The following is a 16,703-nucleotide window of genomic DNA, read 5'->3' as shown; positions in this document are numbered from 1 at the left end:
GATCCGCCGCTACGAGCACCCCCACCCCGGCTCGCTGATCCACGTCGAGGTCACCACGTTCGGCCGCGTCCCCGACGGGGGCGGACACCGATTCGTCTGGCGCCAGCAGGGCATGAAGCACCGCGCGGTCGCCTACTTCGCGCATCTGGGCGTGCAGGTGGAGCGGGTGCTCTCGGACAACGGCTCGGCCTACCGCTCGCATGCCTGGCGTGATGCCTGCACCGAGCTCGGGATCAAGCCCAAGCGGACTCGGCCCTACCGGCCGCAGATGAACGGGAAGATCGAGCGGTTCCATCGCACGCTCGCTGACGGGGGCCTACGCCCGGTTCTATAGCTCAGAGACGGAGCGCAGGGCCGCGTTGCCTGGATGGCTGCACTTCTACAATCATCATCGCGTCCACTCCGCGATCGGCGCAGCGCCTGCCACCAGGCTCCACAACCTCCCTGGACATCACACCTAACCGACGTTCAGTGCGACCAGCTGCTCCGGTGTGCCAGTCACGAACAGGCGCAGATGCACTTGTTCGTCCACGACTCTCCAGTCGACGAAGGAGAGCAGGCGCTCTCGACCGCGACGACCTCGGCAGCCTCGTGGACGAGGACGACGCCGGCCAGCCCCAGCACGCCGAACAGGGCGAGCGGGAACAGGACGACGATGATCGCCAGCGCGAGGGCGATGTTGGCCGTCATGATTCTCCGCCCGCGCCGCGCATGCGTGAGGGCGGCGGGGATGAGACGCAGGTCGTGGCCGGTGAAGGAGATGTCGGCCGACTCGACCGCGGCGGCCGAGCCGGTCGCACCCATCGCGATGCCGGCGGCGGCCGTGGCCAGCGCCGGTGCGTCGTTGATGCCGTCGCCGACCATCGCCGTTGGGCGCGCGGTGGCCAGCTCCGTGATCGCGGAGGCCTTGTCGGCGGGCAGCTGCTCGGCGCGGACCTCGTCGATGCCCGCCTCGGCGGCCTCGCCGTCGGCCTCGACGACCACGACGGTCATGCCGGCCTCGGCCTGCCCCCGCCGGTCGCGGCCGCGTTCGTCCACGTCGGCAGCGAGACCGCGTTCATCCTCAAATCCGCCAGGCTCATCCCGGGCCGCAGGCGAGACTGATCCCGTCATTCGCTGGGCCGTGACGTGGTCGAGCCCCGAGTTCGGCGGCGATCCGACCCGGCTCCGTTCCTCAACCGGCCAGCTGCTCGGACTCCGGCGAACCGTGCAGCGAGCACAGCTTCACGTCGTCGCCGGTGAGGGCGAGGAACTTCTCCGCGGCGGCGAAGAGCTCGACGAGCGCCTCGGGGTGCTGCAGCGAGTAGACCGAGGCGCGGCCCTCGGGGCGGGAGACGACCAGGCCGGTCTCCTTGAGGCTGGCCAGGTGCTTGGAGACGGTGCTCTGGGACAGGCCCAGGTGCTCGGTGAGGTCGACCACCCGGTGCTCGCCGAGGCGGAGGTGCTGGAGGATCACCAGGCGCGAGGGATCGCTGAAGCTGTGGAAGAGGCAGGCCGCGGCCGTCATCTCAGAAACCTCGTCCGCCCAGGTCGCCGGTTCCGCAATCGCACTCTTCATCGCCATATGACGATGATACTCCTTCTCGGTCATGGATACGCTCCGCGACGCCGTGCGCTCAGTCGTGCTTGACCGAGGCGGGCTCGTGCTCGGCGATGTGCTCGGTCTCGACCTGGAACGTGGAGTGGTGGATCGAGACCTCGAAGTGTTCGGCGACGCAGTCTTTGGCGGCGTGCAGGGTCTCGGCGGCGTGGCCGTCGGTGAAGCACTCGTCGTCGACGACGATATGGGCGGTCAGCGTCGGCAGGCCGGTCGCGACGGTGGAGGCATGCAGGTCGTGGACGTCCTTGACGTGGTCGAGGGCGAGGATGTGCTCGCGGACCTCGTCGAGGTCCAGGCCCTTGGGGGTGAACTCCATGAGCACGCCGACCGTCTCGCGCATGAGCTTGAACGCCCGAGGCACGATGAGGGCTGCGATGAACAGGCCGGCGACGGCGTCGGCCTGCTGGAAGCCGGTCGTCGCGATGACGATCGCGGCGACGATCACCCCGAGGGAGCCCAGGGCGTCGTTGAGGACCTCGAGGAAGGCGGCGCGCATGTTGAAGTTCGCCCCGCGGCTCGAGGAGAGGATCGCGATCGCCACGATGTTCGCGGCCAGGCCGACGATGCCGAAGACCAGCAGCTCGGTCGCCGGCACCTCCGGGGGCTCGACCAGGCGGCGGACGCCCTCGACGGCGGCGTAGGTGCCGACGACCAGCAGCAGGGCCGACTGGCCGAGGGCCGAGATCACCTCGATCCGGCGGAATCCCCAGGTGCGCTTCGAGGTCGTCGGCCTGAGCGTGAGGGTCGCGGCCACCAGCGCGACGAGCAGGCCGGAGGCGTCGGCGATCGCGTGCGCGGTGTCGGTCAGCAGCGCGAGGCTGCCGGTGACGACGGAGCCGACGGCCTGCGCGACGACGATCGTCGCGGTGATCGCGAAGGCGATCCAGAGCTTCTTGCGGAAGTCCCCGGGATGTCCCGCCTCGCCGGCCGAGTGGCCGTGGTCGTGTCCTGCGCCCATGTCTGCTCGTTCTCCATCTCCTCCGCGGATCGGCGGCCGCGGCTCTCCCATTGATTCATCGACGTGCGACGATGCTAACGCATTTGGGCGATGATGACGACTCTTGGCGATGCGGTGCACGACACGCACCGAAGGCCTGTGGCGAGGAAGCCGCGCCCCGGCCTGAGGACGGGAGTCGTCCTGAGACCGGGGCGCGGCTGTCGGAGGTGCCTACGGGATTCGAACCCGTGTGGGCGGCTTTGCAGGCCGCTGCCTATCCCCTCGGCCGCGGCACCGCAGGTCTCGGCCCTCGTCGCCCGGGGTGAGCCCGGCGACGAGGTTGAACGCTCCGGTGAGGATGTTGAGGGAGACGACGCCGACGACGTCGGCGATCGCCCGGTCGCTGTAGCCACATCCCCGGAGCTCGTCGACCTGCTCGTGGGTGATGGACGCCGGCTCGCGGTAGACCTGGAGGCCGAGCGCGATGATCGCGGCCACCTCCGGACGGGTCGCGGTGCCCAGCTGCGCGAGCTCGATCTCGTAGTCGGCGACGCCGAGCGACCGGGCCGCCTCGATGTGCGAGGCCAGGCAGAGGCCGCATCCCTGCTGCTCCTGGACCGCGATGGAGATCAGCTCGCTGCTCGCCCGGTCGAGCTTGGCGCGGCGCATGGCCTTGCTCAGGCCGAGGTAGCCGCCAAGCACGGCCGGCGAGTGGGCCATGGTGGCGACCATGTCGCCCACGGTGCCGTGGCGCTCGACGAGGTCGCCGAGCAGGTGGGACGAGACCATGACCGTGACCCCGTCGTCGGCCAGTCGTCGCACGAGTTCCCGGATCTCCTCGATGCCGGCGGGGTCGAGGCCATTGGTCGGCTCGTCGAGGATGAGCAGCTTCGGCTGCCGGGCCAGGGCCATCGCGATGCCCAGGCGCTGCTTCATCCCCAGGGAGTAGTTGCGGACCTTCTTGTCTATTGAAGCGCCCTGGGCGCTTGAGGAGTCCGCCCGTCCTGTGCTCCACCGTGTCGCCGTGGAGTTCTCGCCCGTTCCGCCGGGTGCGCTCTATGCAGGCCGTCAGGTGCCCCGTAGCCGATCGTTGTGGGGCCGTCGGCTTACGGGGTGCCGAGAATCAGGGAGGGAAGGTGCAGGGCCGTCAGGACTGCCACGGTGAGGGCAGTGGAGACGGTGGCGCGCACGATGGGGCGCACTGCAAGAAAGAGGGGGTTACGGGTGGGCTGGGCCATGACGTCACGCTCTGTTCGTGGTGTCCATACCGCCGACGGCGGCAACCGTGCGGGGGTTTTACTTTGACCACTGATGGACCGTGACTGGACCTAGAGTGCATCTGCCCTTGTCAGAGCCGGAAAGGGGTAGCCTCCCGCCGGCTCCACGCACCACACTGGGAAGGCCCCGGAACCATCACGGTTCCGGGGCCTTTCGCGTCTGTGGGCTCTGAACTGTGCAGGCGTCGGTAGTAGCGTGGAGCCATGAGCGACATGATCTACAACCGTCTCGGTTCCTCCGGCCTCCAGGTCTCCCAGTTCAGCTTCGGCTCCTGGGTGACCTTCGGCACCCAGGTCGACGTGGGACTGGCCAGGGACCAGATGGCCGCCGCCAAGGAGGGCGGCGTCAACTTCTTCGACAACGCGGAGGTCTACGCCGGCGGCGAGTCGGAGACCATCATGGGCCGCGCCCTGTCCGAGCTCGGCTGGCAGCGCCACGAGTACGTCGTCTCCACCAAGCTGTTCTGGGGCATCCATGACGGTGTGGTGAACATGAAGAACACCCTGAACCGCAAGTACTTGATGCAGGGCATCGACGGCTCCCTCGAGCGTCTCGGCCTGGACTTCGTGGACCTCGTGTTCTGCCACCGCCCGGACCCGAACACTCCGATCGAGGAGACCGTCTGGGCCATGAGCGACATGATCAGCCAGGGCAAGGCCCTGTACTGGGGCACCTCCGAGTGGAGCGCGGACGAGATCCGCGCCGCCTGGAACATCGCCGAGCGCCACCACCTGCACAAGCCCGTCATGGAGCAGCCGCAGTACAACCTGCTGCACCGCACCAAGGTGGAGAAGGAGTTCGCCCGCCTCTACGAGGACATCGGCCTCGGCCTGACCACCTGGAGCCCGCTGGCCTCCGGCATCCTCTCCGGCAAGTACGTGGACGGCATCCCGGCCGGCTCCCGCGGCGCTCTGAAGGGCTACGACTTCGTGAAGGACTCGATCGCCGACGAGCAGATCACCGCGAAGATCCGTCAGCTCGTGGACCTGGCGAAGGAGCTCGACGTGACCGCCGCCCAGCTGGCCCTGGCCTGGACCGCGTCCAACCCGCACGTGTCCACCGTGATCCTCGGCGCCTCAACCGTGGACCAGGTCCAGGAGAACCTCAAGGCCCTCGACGTGATCGACCTGGTGACCGACGAGGTGCGCGAGCGCCTGGAGACGATCTTCGCCTGAGATGCGGTGCTGGGCGGCGAGAGGTGTCGCACCCCGGCCCACCAGGAGCATGCTGGTGGTGTCCCCTCTTCACCGACCACGCCAGGAGGTTCCCCATGAGCACCATGCGCGCCGCTCGCTTCCACGGACAGAAGGACATTCGCATCGACGAGATCGACACCCCCACCGCCGGCCCGGGGCAGGTGCTGGTGGACGTCGCCTGGTGCGGCATCTGCGGCACGGACCTGCACGAGTACCTCGAGGGCCCGATCTTCGTCCCGCAGCCCGGCCACCCCCACCCGGTCACCGGGGAGGAGCCGCCGGTCACCATGGGCCACGAGTTCTCCGGCGTCGTCGCCGAGCTCGGCGAGGGCGTCACCGACCTCGAGGCCGGCGACCACGTGGTGATCGAGCCGTACATCATCCGGGAGGACGTGGACACCGGGCCGGAGTCGAAGACCTACCACCTGTCCCAGGACATGAACTTCATCGGCCTCGGCGGCCACGGCGGCGGCCTGGGGGAGAAGGTCGCCGTGGACCGCCGCTGGGTGCATCGGATCTCGAAGGACGTGCCGCTGGACCAGGCGGCGCTGATCGAGCCGCTGACCGTCGGCTTCCATGCCGTCGAGCGTTCCGGGGTGAAGGCCGGTGACGTCGCCCTGATCGGCGGCGCGGGCCCCATCGGCCTGCTCACAGCAGCGGTCCTGAAGGCCCAGGGCGTCACGGTCGTCATGTCGGAGCTGTCCGAGCTGCGCCGCAAGAAGGCGGTCGAGTCCGGCGTCGCGGACCACACCTTCGACCCGCGGGAGACCGACGTCGTCGAGGAGGTCAAGAAGCTGACCGACGGCCGTGGAGCGGACGTCGCGTTCGAGTGCACCTCCGTCCAGGTCGTGCTCGACACGCTGATGGACGCGGTGAAGCCCCGTGGCGTGATCGTCATCGTCTCCATCTGGGGCCAGCGCTCGGACTTCGACATCCACAAGCTCGTGATGAAGGAGATCGACCTGCGCGGCACCATCGCCTACGTGAACAACCACCCGGCGACCATCGAGCTCGTGGAGTCCGGCAAGATCGATCTCGCCCCGTTCATCACCGGCAAGATCGGTCTGGAGGGTCTGGTGGACGAGGGCTTCGACACCCTCATCCACCGCAACGAGACCGCGGTGAAGATCCTCGTCTCGCCCTCGGGCAAGGGGCTGTGACCCCCGCTCGGATCCCGTGATCCGGTCCTGAGGTGATCGGGGGCTCCTGGATGCAGTACGATCGTCCGACCTGTGACGCCTGTCACGGATTTCACTCGTCGCTCGCCCTTCAGGAGCCCCCATGTCACCGTCCCACCGTCACGCGGGTCAGAAGGCCGCCGCCCCGCCGGGCCGCACGATCGGCGTCGGCACCGTCGTCTTCGCCCTCATCGCGGTCGTATCCATCGCGGCCGCGTCCTTCTTCTCCGTCCGTGCCGCGGGCACGGACGACGACCTGCGGTCCAACCTGACCTACATCGCCCCGGCCGGCGTCGGCGGCGGCTGGGACTCCTTTGCGCGTGAGGGCCAGCAGGCCATGCGCAGCGAGGGCATCGTGAACAACGTGCAGGTGGTCAACATCCCGGGTGCCGGCGGCACCATCGGGCTGAGCAACTTCGTCACCAAGTCCGGTCAGGCGAACACGATCATGGCCACCGGCGCGGCCATGACCGGCGGCATCGCCACCAACGACTCCCAGTACACGCTCGAGGACGTGCGCCCGATCGCCCGCATAGCGGAGGACTACAACGCGTTCATCGTGAAGGCGGACGCCCCGTGGAACACCATGGAGGAGTTCGTCGAGGCCTGGAAGGCCGACCCGAAGGGCATGGTGTGGACCGGCGGCTCCGTCGGGTCCATCGACCACCTGGTGATCGCCCAGCTGGCCATCGACGTGGGCATCGACCCGAAGGACCTGACCTTCATTCCGAAGGCCGGCGGCGGCGAGTCGGTGCAGTCGCTGATGGCGGGCACCGCGGACATCGCGGTGACCGGCTTCAACGAGGTCGGCGACCAGATCGACGCCGGACGGGTGAAGGGGTTGGCCATCACCGCTCCGGAGCGCTTCGACGACTACCCGGACCTGCCGACCTTCAAGGATCTCGGCTACGCCGTGGACCTGGTGAACTGGCGCGGCATCGTGGCCGCCCCGGGCGTGTCGGACGAGGAGTTCGCCTCCCTCGAGCAGATCGTCACCGAATCCCGTGACTCGGCCTCCTGGAAGGACTCCCTGGAGCGCAACCGCTGGGAGGACTCCTTCCTCACCGGCCCCGAGCTCATCGACTTCATCCGGGAGGACCAGGCCAAGGCCCGCGAGCTCGTGAAGGAGCTGGGACTGTGAGCATCCACCAGAAGACCGCTGCGCAGGCACCCGCCTCCGCGCGCACCGCACCCGAGCCGTCGGCAGGCTTCGGTCACGGCCGCTCGGGACTCGTCGTCCCGCTGATCCTCGCCGTCTTCAGCACCTACCTGCTGATTGGCGTGCTGACCATGGAGGTGCCGGAGGGCACGGATCCGCCGGGTCCGACCTTCTTCCCGACCATCGTGCTGGTGGCCGGCTACGTGATCGCCGTGCTGCTGGCGCTGCGGATCTTGAAGACCCCGGAGCCGGCCGAGCCGGCGACCTTCGGCGAGCACGACGACGTCTCGGACGAGGAGCGACGCGCCGCCGAGGAGGCCGCGGCCGTGCAGTATCCGACGTTCACCGACTGGCGCTGCGTCGCCTGGGCCGTCGGCGGATTCCTGGCCTTCGCCGCACTGCTGCAGTTCGCCGGCTGGATCCTGGCGGCCGCACTGCTGTTCTGGTGCGTGGCCCGGTCCATGGACTCCCGCACCCCGCTGCGTGACGTGGTGGTGGCGTTGACGGTGTCCTCGATCGTCTACCTGGCCTTCGGCGTCGCCCTGGGCCTGAACCTGCCCTCGGGCCTGATCGGAGGTGGCTTCTGATGGAGGCACTGTCCCTGCTCATGGAGGGCTTCGCCCACGCGTTCACCCCCATGAACCTCGTGTTCGTCCTCGTCGGATGCCTCCTCGGCACCGCGGTGGGCGTCCTGCCCGGCCTGGGCTCGTCCATGGCCGTGGCGCTGCTGTTGCCGATGACGTTCGCCCTGGACCCGACCGCCGCGTTCATCATGTTCGCCGGCGTCTACTTCGGCGGCCTGTTCGGCGACTCGACCATGGCCATCCTCATGAACACCCCGGGCCAGGCCTCGGCGATCGCCTCCACCTTCGAGGGGCACAAGATGGCCCGTGCCGGCCGCGCCCCGCAGGCGTTGGCCACCGCGGCGATCGGTGCGTTCATCGGTGGCATGGTCTCCTGTGTGCTGGTGGTCTTCCTGGCCCCGGCGCTGGCGGACCTGTCCGCGAACTTCGGCCCGGCCGAGTACTTCGCGCTGGCCCTGTTCGCCTTCGTGGCGACCTCCTCGGTGGTGGCGGACGACGTCCTGAAGGGCCTGCTGGCCCTCGTGCTGGGCCTGGGCATCGCCACGGTCGGCATCGACTCGGTCTCCGGCGCGGAACGCTTCTCCCTGGGCGTGCCGCAGCTGTTCGACGGCGTCTCCCTGGTGACCGTCACCGTCGCGCTGCTGGCCCTCGGCGAGGTCTTCCACGTGGCCTCCCGCATCCGTCGCGACCCCGCCGCCCGCTCGATCCCGTCCGCCGGTCGGCCGTTCCTGTCCGGCGCCGAGTTCCGCGAGGCGCTGCCGGCCTGGCTGCGCGGCACGGGCATCGGCCTGCCGTTCGGCGTGGTCCCGGTGGGCGGAGCGGACGTGCCCACGTTCATCGCGTACGGCGTGGAGAAGAACCTGGACAAGCGCCGCACGACCCCGATGTTCGGCAAGGGCGCGATCCGGGGCCTGGCCGCCCCCGAAGCCGCCGGCAACGCGACCACCGGCACCGCCATGGGGGCCCTGCTCGCCCTGGGACTGCCGGTCTCGGCCACCGCGGCGATCATGCTGGCCGCCTTCCAGCAGTACGGTCTGCAGCCGGGCCCGCTGCTGTTCGAGCGTGCGCCGGACCTGGTCTGGGGCCTGCTGGCCTCGTTCTTCATCGCGATGATCGTGCTGCTGGTGCTGAACCTGCCGTTCGCCCCGCTGTGGGCCAAGCTGCTGCTGATCCCGAAGCCGTACCTGTTCGGCGGCATCGCGGTGTTCTGCGGCCTGGGCGTCTACGCCACGTCGGCGTCCACGTTCGACCTGTTCCTGCTGACCGGCCTGGGCTTCCTCGGATTCCTGATGCGCCGCTACTCGGTGCCGCTGGCGCCGCTGCTGATCGGCATGGTCCTCGGCCCGCTCGCCGAGACCTCGCTGCGCGACGCCCTGATGTCCTCCGGCGGCGACTACTCCGTCTTCGTCGACAGCGGCATCACGATCGCGGTCTACGTGCTGCTTGCGCTGGCCATCGGCATCTCGATCGTCGGCCGCGCCCGCGCCGCCCGCGCGGAGAAGACGGCCGCCGGGTCGGCCGTCGAGCACGAGGAGGTTCCGGCCGGACGCTGACCGCCCCCCTTCCCGACGACGGCCCCTCACCCGGCCCTGCCGGCCCACCCTCCGCGGTGGGCCGGCAGGCGGAGGCGAGGGGCCGTCGTCGTGCCCTGGCACCGGTAGAGTCCTGCCGGAGGGCCGCCACCGGGGTGCCCCCGGCGTGGAAAGGCTCCTGGCATGGATGCTGCACTGTTTCGTGAGACCCTCATCGGCGACGTCGGGCTGATCGGCATCCTGCTGCTCGTCGCCGTCGTGCTGCGGGCCAAGGTCCGCTTCTTCCAGTGGCTCGTGATGCCGGCCCCGGTGATCGCCGGGCTGCTGGGGTTCCTCCTCAGCCCCCAGGTGGCGGGCACGTGGGGCCTGGGCGTCGGCGGCTGGACGTTCACCGGCCTGCCGTTCTCCGCGTACATCGGCTCCTACACCACCCTCCTCATCGCCGTGGTGTTCGCCTGCATGGCGCTGTCCCAGTCCTTCTCCTTCACGAGGATGAACGGCCCGCTGGCCGGGTTCGCCGGGTACGGGGTGCTCATGTCCGCCGGGCAGGTGGTCGTCGGCATGCTGTTCGTGCTGCTCCTGCTGGGCCCTGCGATGGGCACCTCGGACGGCATCGGCATGGTGCTGTTCGCCTCCTGGTCCGGCGGGTTCGGCACGTCCGCCGCCCTCGGCGACGTCTTCGCCGGCGCCGGACACCCGGAAATCACATCCATCGCCTTCACCTCGGCCACCGTGGGCATGCTCTCCGGGATCACCGGCGGCGTGGTCCTGGCCAAGATCGGCTCCGTCCGCGGCCACACCCGGGCGTTCAACACCGCCGACGCGTTCACCCCGTCGGTCCGCACGGGCGTGCTGGAGCACGACGACCGCCCGGTCGCGGCCCGCCACACCATGTCCGGCTCGTCCCTGGAGACCCTCACCCTGCACGTCGCCCTGGTCGGCGTCGTCCTCGCCCTCGGCTGGCTCTTCATGACCACCACCGCAGACCTGCTCGGCGACTTCGCGCTGCCGCTGTTCGCCAGCGCCTTCCTGGCGGGCATCGTGGTGCGGTGGTGCGTGGTCCGCAGCGGCGCCGTCCGCGTGATGGACCCGAAGACCTTGAAGTCCCTGTCCGGGATGGCCTCGGATCTGCTGATCGTCTGCGGCATCGTGTCCATCGAGCCGGCGTTCGTGGCGGACCATCTCACGGAGCTGGTCCTGCTGTTCGTCCTCGGCCTGGCGTTCTGCCTGTTCCTCGGGCTCGTGGTGGCCCCGCGGTACCTGGGCGAGAGCTGGTTCGAGAAGCAGATCTTCACCTGGGGCTGGGCCACCGGCTCCGTGGCCACCGGCATCGCCCTGCTGCGCATCGTGGACCCGGAGCTCGAGTCCGGGACCGTGGAGGACTTCGGCTACGCCTACATGCCGCTGATCCCGGTGGAGGGCGCCGCGGTGGCGGTCGCGCCCCTGCTGATCGTCGCCGGAGCGCCCTGGGCGGTCGTGGCGATCTGGGGCGTCATCGCCGTCCTCGGCGCGGTGGTGATGGTGCGGCAGGGCGGCCCGGCCGAGCAACGCACGGGTCCGGCCACCGCCGCCCGAGTCTGACCGTCCCGAGGGCCGTCCCCGCGGGCCGGTTCAGAGGGGCGGCTCAAGGGCCCAGGCGCCCACCCAGAACCCGACGACGAAGGCGACAACGCCCAGGCCCAGGTGCAGCGCCCAGATTCGCGCGGCACGGGCCAGAGCGGCCTTGCGGGTGCCGGCATCCGCGGCGGCGTCCACCGCCTGCAGAGCCAGCGTGGAGAAGGTGCCCAGGGCCAGCGCGAACGTCGCGGCGACCGGGAGCGTGAACGGCGCGTGCGGCAGGGCCGAGAGCAGCGGCACGGCCGCGCCGAGTACCAGCGCGGCGAGCACATTGGCGGCGAGGACACCCCGCGGGGACAGCCACCGGTCCAGGGCGAAGCGGAGCATGGCGCCGCACGCGCCGGCCAGGGCCGTGGCCGGCAGCAGGGCGGGGGAGTCCAGCAGGGTCATCGTGCGGCCTCCCGCGCCGGGTCCGCAGCCCCCGAACGGGACCCGGCACGAAGCCCCGCCCAGGCGCACAGCGTGCCGGCGGCGGCGACCGCAGCCACCAGCAGCAGCCCGGCGCCGAGACCGCCGAGGATCCGCTCGGCGGACGCCGTGCCCGGCGCGGACAGCGCTGCGGTGACAGGGGTGCCCAGCAGCGCCGCCAGCGCGCTGAAGGAGGTGTAGGCGCCCAGCACCCCGGTGCCCAGGGCAGCGGTCACCCGTTCGTCCCACGGCGCCCGGGACGTCCGTGCCCGGCCGTTGAGCAGGCCGAGCAGGAACGCGCCGAGCAGGTTGGCCACCACCATGGCGGGGGTGCTCCCCGCCGCGGGGCCGAACAGGGCCAGACCCGGGCCGTCCAGCAGCGCGTGGGTGCCGGCGTTGAGCAGCACGCCCACGGCGCCGCCGAGGCCCACCCACAGCAAGAGGGGACCGGGCAGGCGGCGGCGCGGGGCCGTCGTCGGGAAGGAGGAGGCGGAGCCCGAGCCGGAGGCGCCCGGGCGGGCCGGCTCAGCCATCGGCGCGCAGGCGGCCGAGGACCTCCTCGTGGAGGTGGCCGTTGGTGGCCAGGGCGTTGCCGCCGAAGGGACCCTCCTGGCCGTCCAGGGAGGTGAAGCGGCCGCCGGCCTCGCGGACGATCGGCACCAGGGCGGCCATGTCATGCAGGGCCAGCTCCGGCTCGCAGGCGATGTCCACGGCGCCCTCGGCCAGCAGCATGTAGGACCAGAAGTCGCCGAAGGCGCGCACCCGCCACACGTCCGAGGTCAGCTCCAGGAACGGGCGGATCTGGCCGCGCTCGCGCCAGCCCTCCAGGGAGGAGAAGGACAGCGAGGCGTCCGAGAGCTCGGAGACGCCGGAGACGTGGATGCGCTCGGCGCGGGTCAGGGAGGTGCCTGCGAAGGCGCCCTGCCCGTTCGCGGCCCACCAGCGGCGGTGCAGGGCCGGGGCGGAGACCACGCCGAGCACCGGCTCGCCGTCCTCCAGCAGCGCGACCAGGGTGGCCCACACGGGGACGCCGCGCACGAAGTTCTTGGTGCCGTCGATGGGGTCGATCACCCAGGTGCGGCCGTCCCGGCCCTCGGTCTCGCCGAACTCCTCGCCCAGGATGCCGTCGCGGGCACGGGCGCGGGACAGGGCGGAGCGGATGGCCTCCTCGGCGGCGGTGTCCGCGTCCGAGACCGGCGTCAGGTCCGGCTTCGTGGAGACGTCCAGGTCCAGCGCCCTGAAACGGGACATGGTGAGGGAGTCCACGTTGTCCGCGAGCATGTGGGCCAGGCGCAGGTCTTCGGTGTGGTCCTTGTGCTCCCGCGGGGCACGGGCGGCGGGGGCGGTGGTCTCGGCTCCGGTGCTCTCCATGGGCCCCACGCTATCCTGTCCGGTCGCCGCGGGGCAGAAGGAGCCGCCGATCCTCAGGGCGTCCACGGCGCGGGATGCCGCGGCTCAGCTTTCCTGGGGCGCCTCCGAGGACTCCGAACCCGGCTCTGCGGCGCCGGCGCGGTTGGCCAGCAGGCGGCGCAGGGACTCCAGACGGTGGGCGCCGGCGGCACCGGCCTTCCCGGCACGGACCCAGGGGTCCAGGCCGCAGTCCCCGTCGTCCCTCAGGTGGGTGCAGCCGGGCTGGCAGTCGGCCAGGGCGCCGGAGAGGTCGTCGAAGGCCTCCACCACGCGGTCCGGCTCCACCCAGCCCAGGCCGAAGGAACGGATGCCGGGGGTGTCCACCACCCAGGTGTGCGGCACGGGGTTCCCCGCGGCGTCCGGCAGGGGCACGGCCAGCGCGGAGGAGGAGGTGTGGCGGCCGCGCCCGGTGACGGCGTTGACGTGCCCGGTGGCCCGGTCCGCGCCGGTCAGCGCGTTGAGCAGGGTGGACTTGCCCACGCCGGAGGGACCCACGAAGGCGGCGGTGTGCCCGCGCAGCCGCTCGGCCACCCGCTCCACCAGTGAGGCGTCCAGGTCCGTGTCCCCGGTCTGCTGCTCGAATGCGGAGGCGCCGGAGGTCATGACCTCCAGGTCCAGGTCCTCGTAGTGGCGGATCAGGTCCGCCGGGTCCTTCAGGTCCGTCTTGGTGATCAGCAGCAGCGGGTGGATGCCGGCGTCGTAGCAGGCCACCAGTGCACGGTCGATGAAGCCGGTGCGCGGCTCCGGGTTCGCCGCGGCCACCATGATCACCAGGATGTCCGCGTTGGCCACCACCACGCGCTCGACGGCGTCCGAGTCGTCCGCGGAGCGCCGCAGCACGGTCGTGCGCTCCTCGATGCGCACGATCCGCGCCAGCGTCCCCGGACGCCCGGACAGGTCCCCGACCACCGCCACCCGGTCGCCCGTGGCGATCGGGTTCCGGCGCAGCTCACGGGCGCGCATCGCGGTCACCGGAGCGTCCTGGCCGTCCAGGAAGACGGTGTACCGGCCGCGGTCCACCGTGGTCACCATGGCGATCCGCGCGTCCTCGTGCTTCGGCCGCTGTTTGGTGCGCGGCCGCGAGCCCCTCTTGTTCGGACGCACGCGCACATCCGACTCGTCCCAGGCGTTCGGGTCCACTCGGCGGCCCACTCAGGTCTCCTCCCCGCGCACCAGCGCCTCCCACATCGCCGGGAAGTCCGGCATGGTCTTTGCGGTCGTCCCCACGTCCCTCACCGTGGTGCCGGGCACCGCCAGCCCGACGACGGCCGCGAACGTGGCCATCCGATGGTCGTGGTAGGTCCGTGCCTCGGCCGGCGTCAGGTCCCCGGCGGCACCGCTCCCCGGGAAGTCCAGGCGGTCGGCGCCCTGACTCACGTGGACGCCGAAGCGGGCGGCCTCGGCGGTCAGGGCGGCCAGGCGGTCGGTCTCGTGCCCGCGCAGGTGGCCGATGCGGGTGAGCTGCGTCGGGCCCTCGGCGAGCAGCGCCAGGGCGGCGACGGTGGGGGCGAGCTCGGCGGTGTCCGGCACCTCGCCGGCACCGCAGACGACCGGGTCGCCGTCCGCGTCGCGGCCGCCGCGGACCTGAAGGATGCCGTGCGTGGGGTCCTCGGCGTCCGGGGTGAGACAGACCTGGGCGCCGAAGGCCGGCAGGATGCGCCGCCAGCGCTCGCCGATCTGTGTGGTCTGCGCGGGCCAGCGGGGAACGCGCACGGTGCCGCCGGTGACCGCGGCGGCGGCCAGGAACGGGCCGGCGTTGGACAGGTCCGGCTCCACGGTCATGGTGAACGGGTGCGGGCGGACGCCCGGCACGGTGAAGGTGCGCTCGTCCACGGCCGAGGCGTCCACGCCGACCTCCCGCAGTGCCGCCAGCGTCATGCCGACGTGCTCCGGGCTCGGCACGGCGGCCCCGGTGTGGCGGATCGTCAGGCCGCCCGGGTGGGCGCACGCGCTGAGCAGCGCCGCGGAGAGGAACTGGGAGGACTCGGAGGCGTCCAGTTCGAGGAGCCGGGGGCCGTCGTCGGGAAGGACGGATAGGCCCTCGGGAACGGCGAGGGTCAGCGGGAGACGGCCGGGCTCGCCCTCCTCCGTGACCTGCACGCCCAGGCTCCGCAGGGCCTCGACCGTGGCGCCCATGGGGCGGACGCGGGCGCCGGGGTCCCCGTCCAGGCGGACGGTGCCCGGGCGCAGGGCAGCCACCAGCGGCAGGAAGCGCATGACGGTGCCGGCCAGGCCGCAGTCGACCTCCACGGGCGCCGGGAGCGGCTCGCCGACCGGCAGGGGAGTGATGTGCAGGGCGCCGTCCGCGCCGTCCGAGAACCCGGCGCCGAGGGCGGTGAGCGCGGTACGCATCAGGTCCGTGTCCCGGCTGCGCAGCACCCCGTGCAGCGTGCAGGGCCCGGAGGCGAGCGCGGCGAGCACCAGCCAGCGGTTGGTCAGGGACTTCGAGCCGGGCAGCTCCACGGTGCCCTCCACCGGGCCGGTCGCGTGCGGTGCCGGCCACAGGTCCGGCCAGGGCCCGGCGCCTGCGGCGGCAGGGGGCGGGGCGGGGCAGGGGGCGGAAGGGGAGGTCTGCGGTGAGTCGGGCACGGGCTCCAGCCTACCGAGGCGGCGTGGGGGAAGGCAGGGCAGGGCCGGGGAATAGCGGCGCCTGTGGGGACGCTTCAGACACTGACGACGCGCACGTTCCGCCGATCCGGCGGGCCCGCGAGGAAGGAGGTCGCGCCGATGACGCCCACCATCGCACCGCCGCGGCCGGCCGCCGTAGACTGGCCGGTGATGACCGATCACATCTCCGCGGCCGAGGACGGCCGCCCCCAGGCTCCGGCCCACGACGAGACGCCGGCCGCATACGCCCGCCCGGAGAACGCGCCGGAGCACGACACGGCGGACATCGACGTGGCCGCAGAGACCGAGACGGACCGCCGCGCCCGTTTCGAGCGCGACGCCCTCGAGTTCGTGGACCAGCTCTACTCCGCCGCGCTGCGCATGACCCGCAACCCCCAGGACGCCGAGGACCTCGTCCAGGAGGCGTACACGAAGGCGTACTCGTCCTTCCACCAGTACCGTCCCGGCACCAACCTCAAGGCCTGGCTGTACCGGATCCTGACGAACACGTACATCAACCTCTACCGCAAGCGTCAGCGCGAGCCCCAGCAGGCCCAGACGGACACGGTGGAGGACTGGCAGATGGCCCGCGCCGCCGAGCACACCTCCACGGGTCTGCGCTCGGCCGAGACCGAGGCCCTCGACCGTCTGCCGGACTCCGAGGTCAAGGCCGCCCTGCAGTCCATCCCGGAGGACTTCCGCCTCGCGGTCTACTTCGCGGACGTGGAGGGCTACGCCTACAAGGAGATCGCCGAGATCCTCGACGTCCCGATCGGCACCGTCATGTCCCGCCTGCACCGCGGCCGCAAGCAGCTGCGGGAGGCGCTGTCCGAGTATGCCGCCGGACGCGGCATGGACGTCACCACCACCCCCGGCAAGAGCCGGAAGAAGACCACCGCCGCACAGAAGGAGGCGACGCGATGAACCGCCACGACGGATGCTGCGGGGCCTTCGGCGAAGGCCACCTGGAGCGGCTCTACGAATACCTGGACGGCGCCCTCACCGACGAGGACATCGAGGCCATGCGTCGACACCTTCAAGACTGCCCGGACTGTCATGAGCAGGCCGCGTTCGAGCAGCTGATCCGCTCCGAGGTGCGCCGCTGCTGCCAGGAGAAGGCGCCCGAGCAGCTGCGGGCCACCATACGCATGCGCATGACCCAGATCCGCGTCACCCGCTATGGGTGAGAGCGCCGGT

General features: G+C 71.3%; 15 protein-coding genes, 1 tRNA gene and 4 pseudogenes. 9 read left to right on the top strand and 11 right to left on the bottom strand.

Annotated elements, in window-relative coordinates:
* A pseudogene (locus HMPREF2863_RS10395) lies at positions 1–461 on the top strand (integrase core domain-containing protein); the annotation flags it as partial.
* A 37-nt stretch (positions 462–498) separates the two neighbouring features.
* Here the strand turns inward: HMPREF2863_RS10395 and HMPREF2863_RS10390 are convergent.
* The 6 genes and pseudogenes from HMPREF2863_RS10390 to HMPREF2863_RS12215 form a co-directional block, all read right to left on the bottom strand.
* Positions 499–960, bottom strand: a pseudogene (locus HMPREF2863_RS10390) (HAD-IC family P-type ATPase); the annotation flags it as partial.
* Between the two features lie 214 nt (positions 961–1,174).
* A complete protein-coding gene (locus tag HMPREF2863_RS10385; RefSeq protein ID WP_088478928.1) occupies positions 1,175–1,558 on the bottom strand; it encodes an ArsR/SmtB family transcription factor in 384 nt (127 codons plus the stop codon).
* Positions 1,559–1,616: 58 nt separating this feature from the next.
* A complete protein-coding gene (locus HMPREF2863_RS10380) occupies positions 1,617–2,558 on the bottom strand; it encodes a cation diffusion facilitator family transporter (protein WP_070639855.1) in 942 nt (313 codons plus the stop codon).
* Between the two features lie 204 nt (positions 2,559–2,762).
* Positions 2,763–2,833, bottom strand: a tRNA-Cys gene (locus HMPREF2863_RS10375).
* A 277-nt stretch (positions 2,834–3,110) separates the two neighbouring features.
* Positions 3,111–3,206: pseudogene (locus HMPREF2863_RS12380) on the bottom strand (alkylhydroperoxidase); the annotation flags it as partial.
* 90 nt (positions 3,207–3,296) lie between these two features.
* Positions 3,297–3,506 (bottom strand): annotated as a pseudogene (locus tag HMPREF2863_RS12215) (AAA family ATPase); the annotation flags it as partial.
* Positions 3,507–4,018: 512 nt separating this feature from the next.
* On the opposite strand from HMPREF2863_RS12215, the gene HMPREF2863_RS10365 reads away from it, so the two are divergent.
* From HMPREF2863_RS10365 to HMPREF2863_RS10340, 6 genes are all read left to right on the top strand, one after another.
* On the top strand, positions 4,019–4,990 hold the full coding sequence (locus tag HMPREF2863_RS10365) for a potassium channel beta subunit family protein (RefSeq protein ID WP_246828879.1): 972 nt from the start codon (positions 4,019–4,021) through the stop codon (positions 4,988–4,990).
* 104 nt (positions 4,991–5,094) lie between these two features.
* On the top strand, positions 5,095–6,171 hold the full coding sequence (locus tag HMPREF2863_RS10360) for a 2,3-butanediol dehydrogenase (protein ID WP_070639934.1): 1,077 nt from the start codon (positions 5,095–5,097) through the stop codon (positions 6,169–6,171).
* A gap of 121 nt (positions 6,172–6,292) precedes the next feature.
* Positions 6,293–7,330, top strand: a complete 1,038-nt coding sequence (locus HMPREF2863_RS10355) for a Bug family tripartite tricarboxylate transporter substrate binding protein (RefSeq protein ID WP_083315374.1) — start codon at positions 6,293–6,295, stop codon at positions 7,328–7,330.
* Complete coding sequence (locus HMPREF2863_RS10350; RefSeq protein ID WP_245829793.1) at positions 7,327–7,935, top strand: tripartite tricarboxylate transporter TctB family protein; 609 nt, start codon at positions 7,327–7,329, stop codon at positions 7,933–7,935. Before HMPREF2863_RS10355 ends, HMPREF2863_RS10350 begins: the two co-directional genes overlap by 4 nt.
* Entirely contained in the window at positions 7,935–9,485 is a 1,551-nt protein-coding gene (locus HMPREF2863_RS10345) for a tripartite tricarboxylate transporter permease (RefSeq protein WP_070639852.1), read from the top strand. Before HMPREF2863_RS10350 ends, HMPREF2863_RS10345 begins: the two co-directional genes overlap by 1 nt.
* 162 nt (positions 9,486–9,647) lie before the next feature.
* A complete protein-coding gene (locus tag HMPREF2863_RS10340; protein ID WP_067189110.1) occupies positions 9,648–11,045 on the top strand; it encodes a sodium/glutamate symporter in 1,398 nt (465 codons plus the stop codon).
* A 30-nt stretch (positions 11,046–11,075) separates the two neighbouring features.
* Here HMPREF2863_RS10340 and HMPREF2863_RS10335 read toward each other — a convergent pair whose 3' ends face one another.
* The 5 genes from HMPREF2863_RS10335 to aroA form a co-directional block, all read right to left on the bottom strand.
* Entirely contained in the window at positions 11,076–11,471 is a 396-nt protein-coding gene (locus HMPREF2863_RS10335) for a FluC/FEX family fluoride channel (protein ID WP_067189118.1), read from the bottom strand.
* A complete protein-coding gene (locus HMPREF2863_RS10330) occupies positions 11,468–12,022 on the bottom strand; it encodes a hypothetical protein (RefSeq protein WP_070639849.1) in 555 nt (184 codons plus the stop codon). Before HMPREF2863_RS10330 ends, HMPREF2863_RS10335 begins: the two co-directional genes overlap by 4 nt.
* The gene (gene hisN / locus HMPREF2863_RS10325) at positions 12,015–12,860 is read right to left on the bottom strand and encodes a histidinol-phosphatase (protein WP_083315373.1); all 846 of its coding nucleotides are present in this window, start codon (positions 12,858–12,860) and stop codon (positions 12,015–12,017) included. Before hisN ends, HMPREF2863_RS10330 begins: the two co-directional genes overlap by 8 nt.
* A gap of 84 nt (positions 12,861–12,944) precedes the next feature.
* Positions 12,945–14,051 (bottom strand): ribosome small subunit-dependent GTPase A, encoded by a 1,107-nt coding sequence (rsgA, locus tag HMPREF2863_RS10320; protein WP_067189125.1) that lies wholly within the window; start codon positions 14,049–14,051, stop codon positions 12,945–12,947.
* Positions 14,052–15,488, bottom strand: a complete 1,437-nt coding sequence (gene aroA, locus HMPREF2863_RS10315; RefSeq protein ID WP_082739568.1) for a 3-phosphoshikimate 1-carboxyvinyltransferase — start codon at positions 15,486–15,488, stop codon at positions 14,052–14,054. It abuts the gene before it with no gap.
* A gap of 189 nt (positions 15,489–15,677) precedes the next feature.
* Between aroA and HMPREF2863_RS10310 the strand changes: the two genes are divergently transcribed.
* Both HMPREF2863_RS10310 and rsrA read left to right on the top strand, forming a co-directional pair.
* Complete coding sequence (locus HMPREF2863_RS10310; protein WP_082739582.1) at positions 15,678–16,430, top strand: sigma-70 family RNA polymerase sigma factor; 753 nt, start codon at positions 15,678–15,680, stop codon at positions 16,428–16,430.
* On the top strand, positions 16,427–16,693 hold the full coding sequence (rsrA, locus tag HMPREF2863_RS10305; RefSeq protein WP_067189127.1) for a mycothiol system anti-sigma-R factor: 267 nt from the start codon (positions 16,427–16,429) through the stop codon (positions 16,691–16,693). Before HMPREF2863_RS10310 ends, rsrA begins: the two co-directional genes overlap by 4 nt.
* Positions 16,694–16,703 lie beyond the last annotated feature (10 nt).

This window comes from Micrococcus sp. HMSC067E09 (assembly GCF_001812555.1).
Taxonomy (GTDB): domain Bacteria; phylum Actinomycetota; class Actinomycetes; order Actinomycetales; family Micrococcaceae; genus Micrococcus; species Micrococcus lylae.
This window is presented reverse-complemented; position numbering and strand designations above follow the sequence as displayed.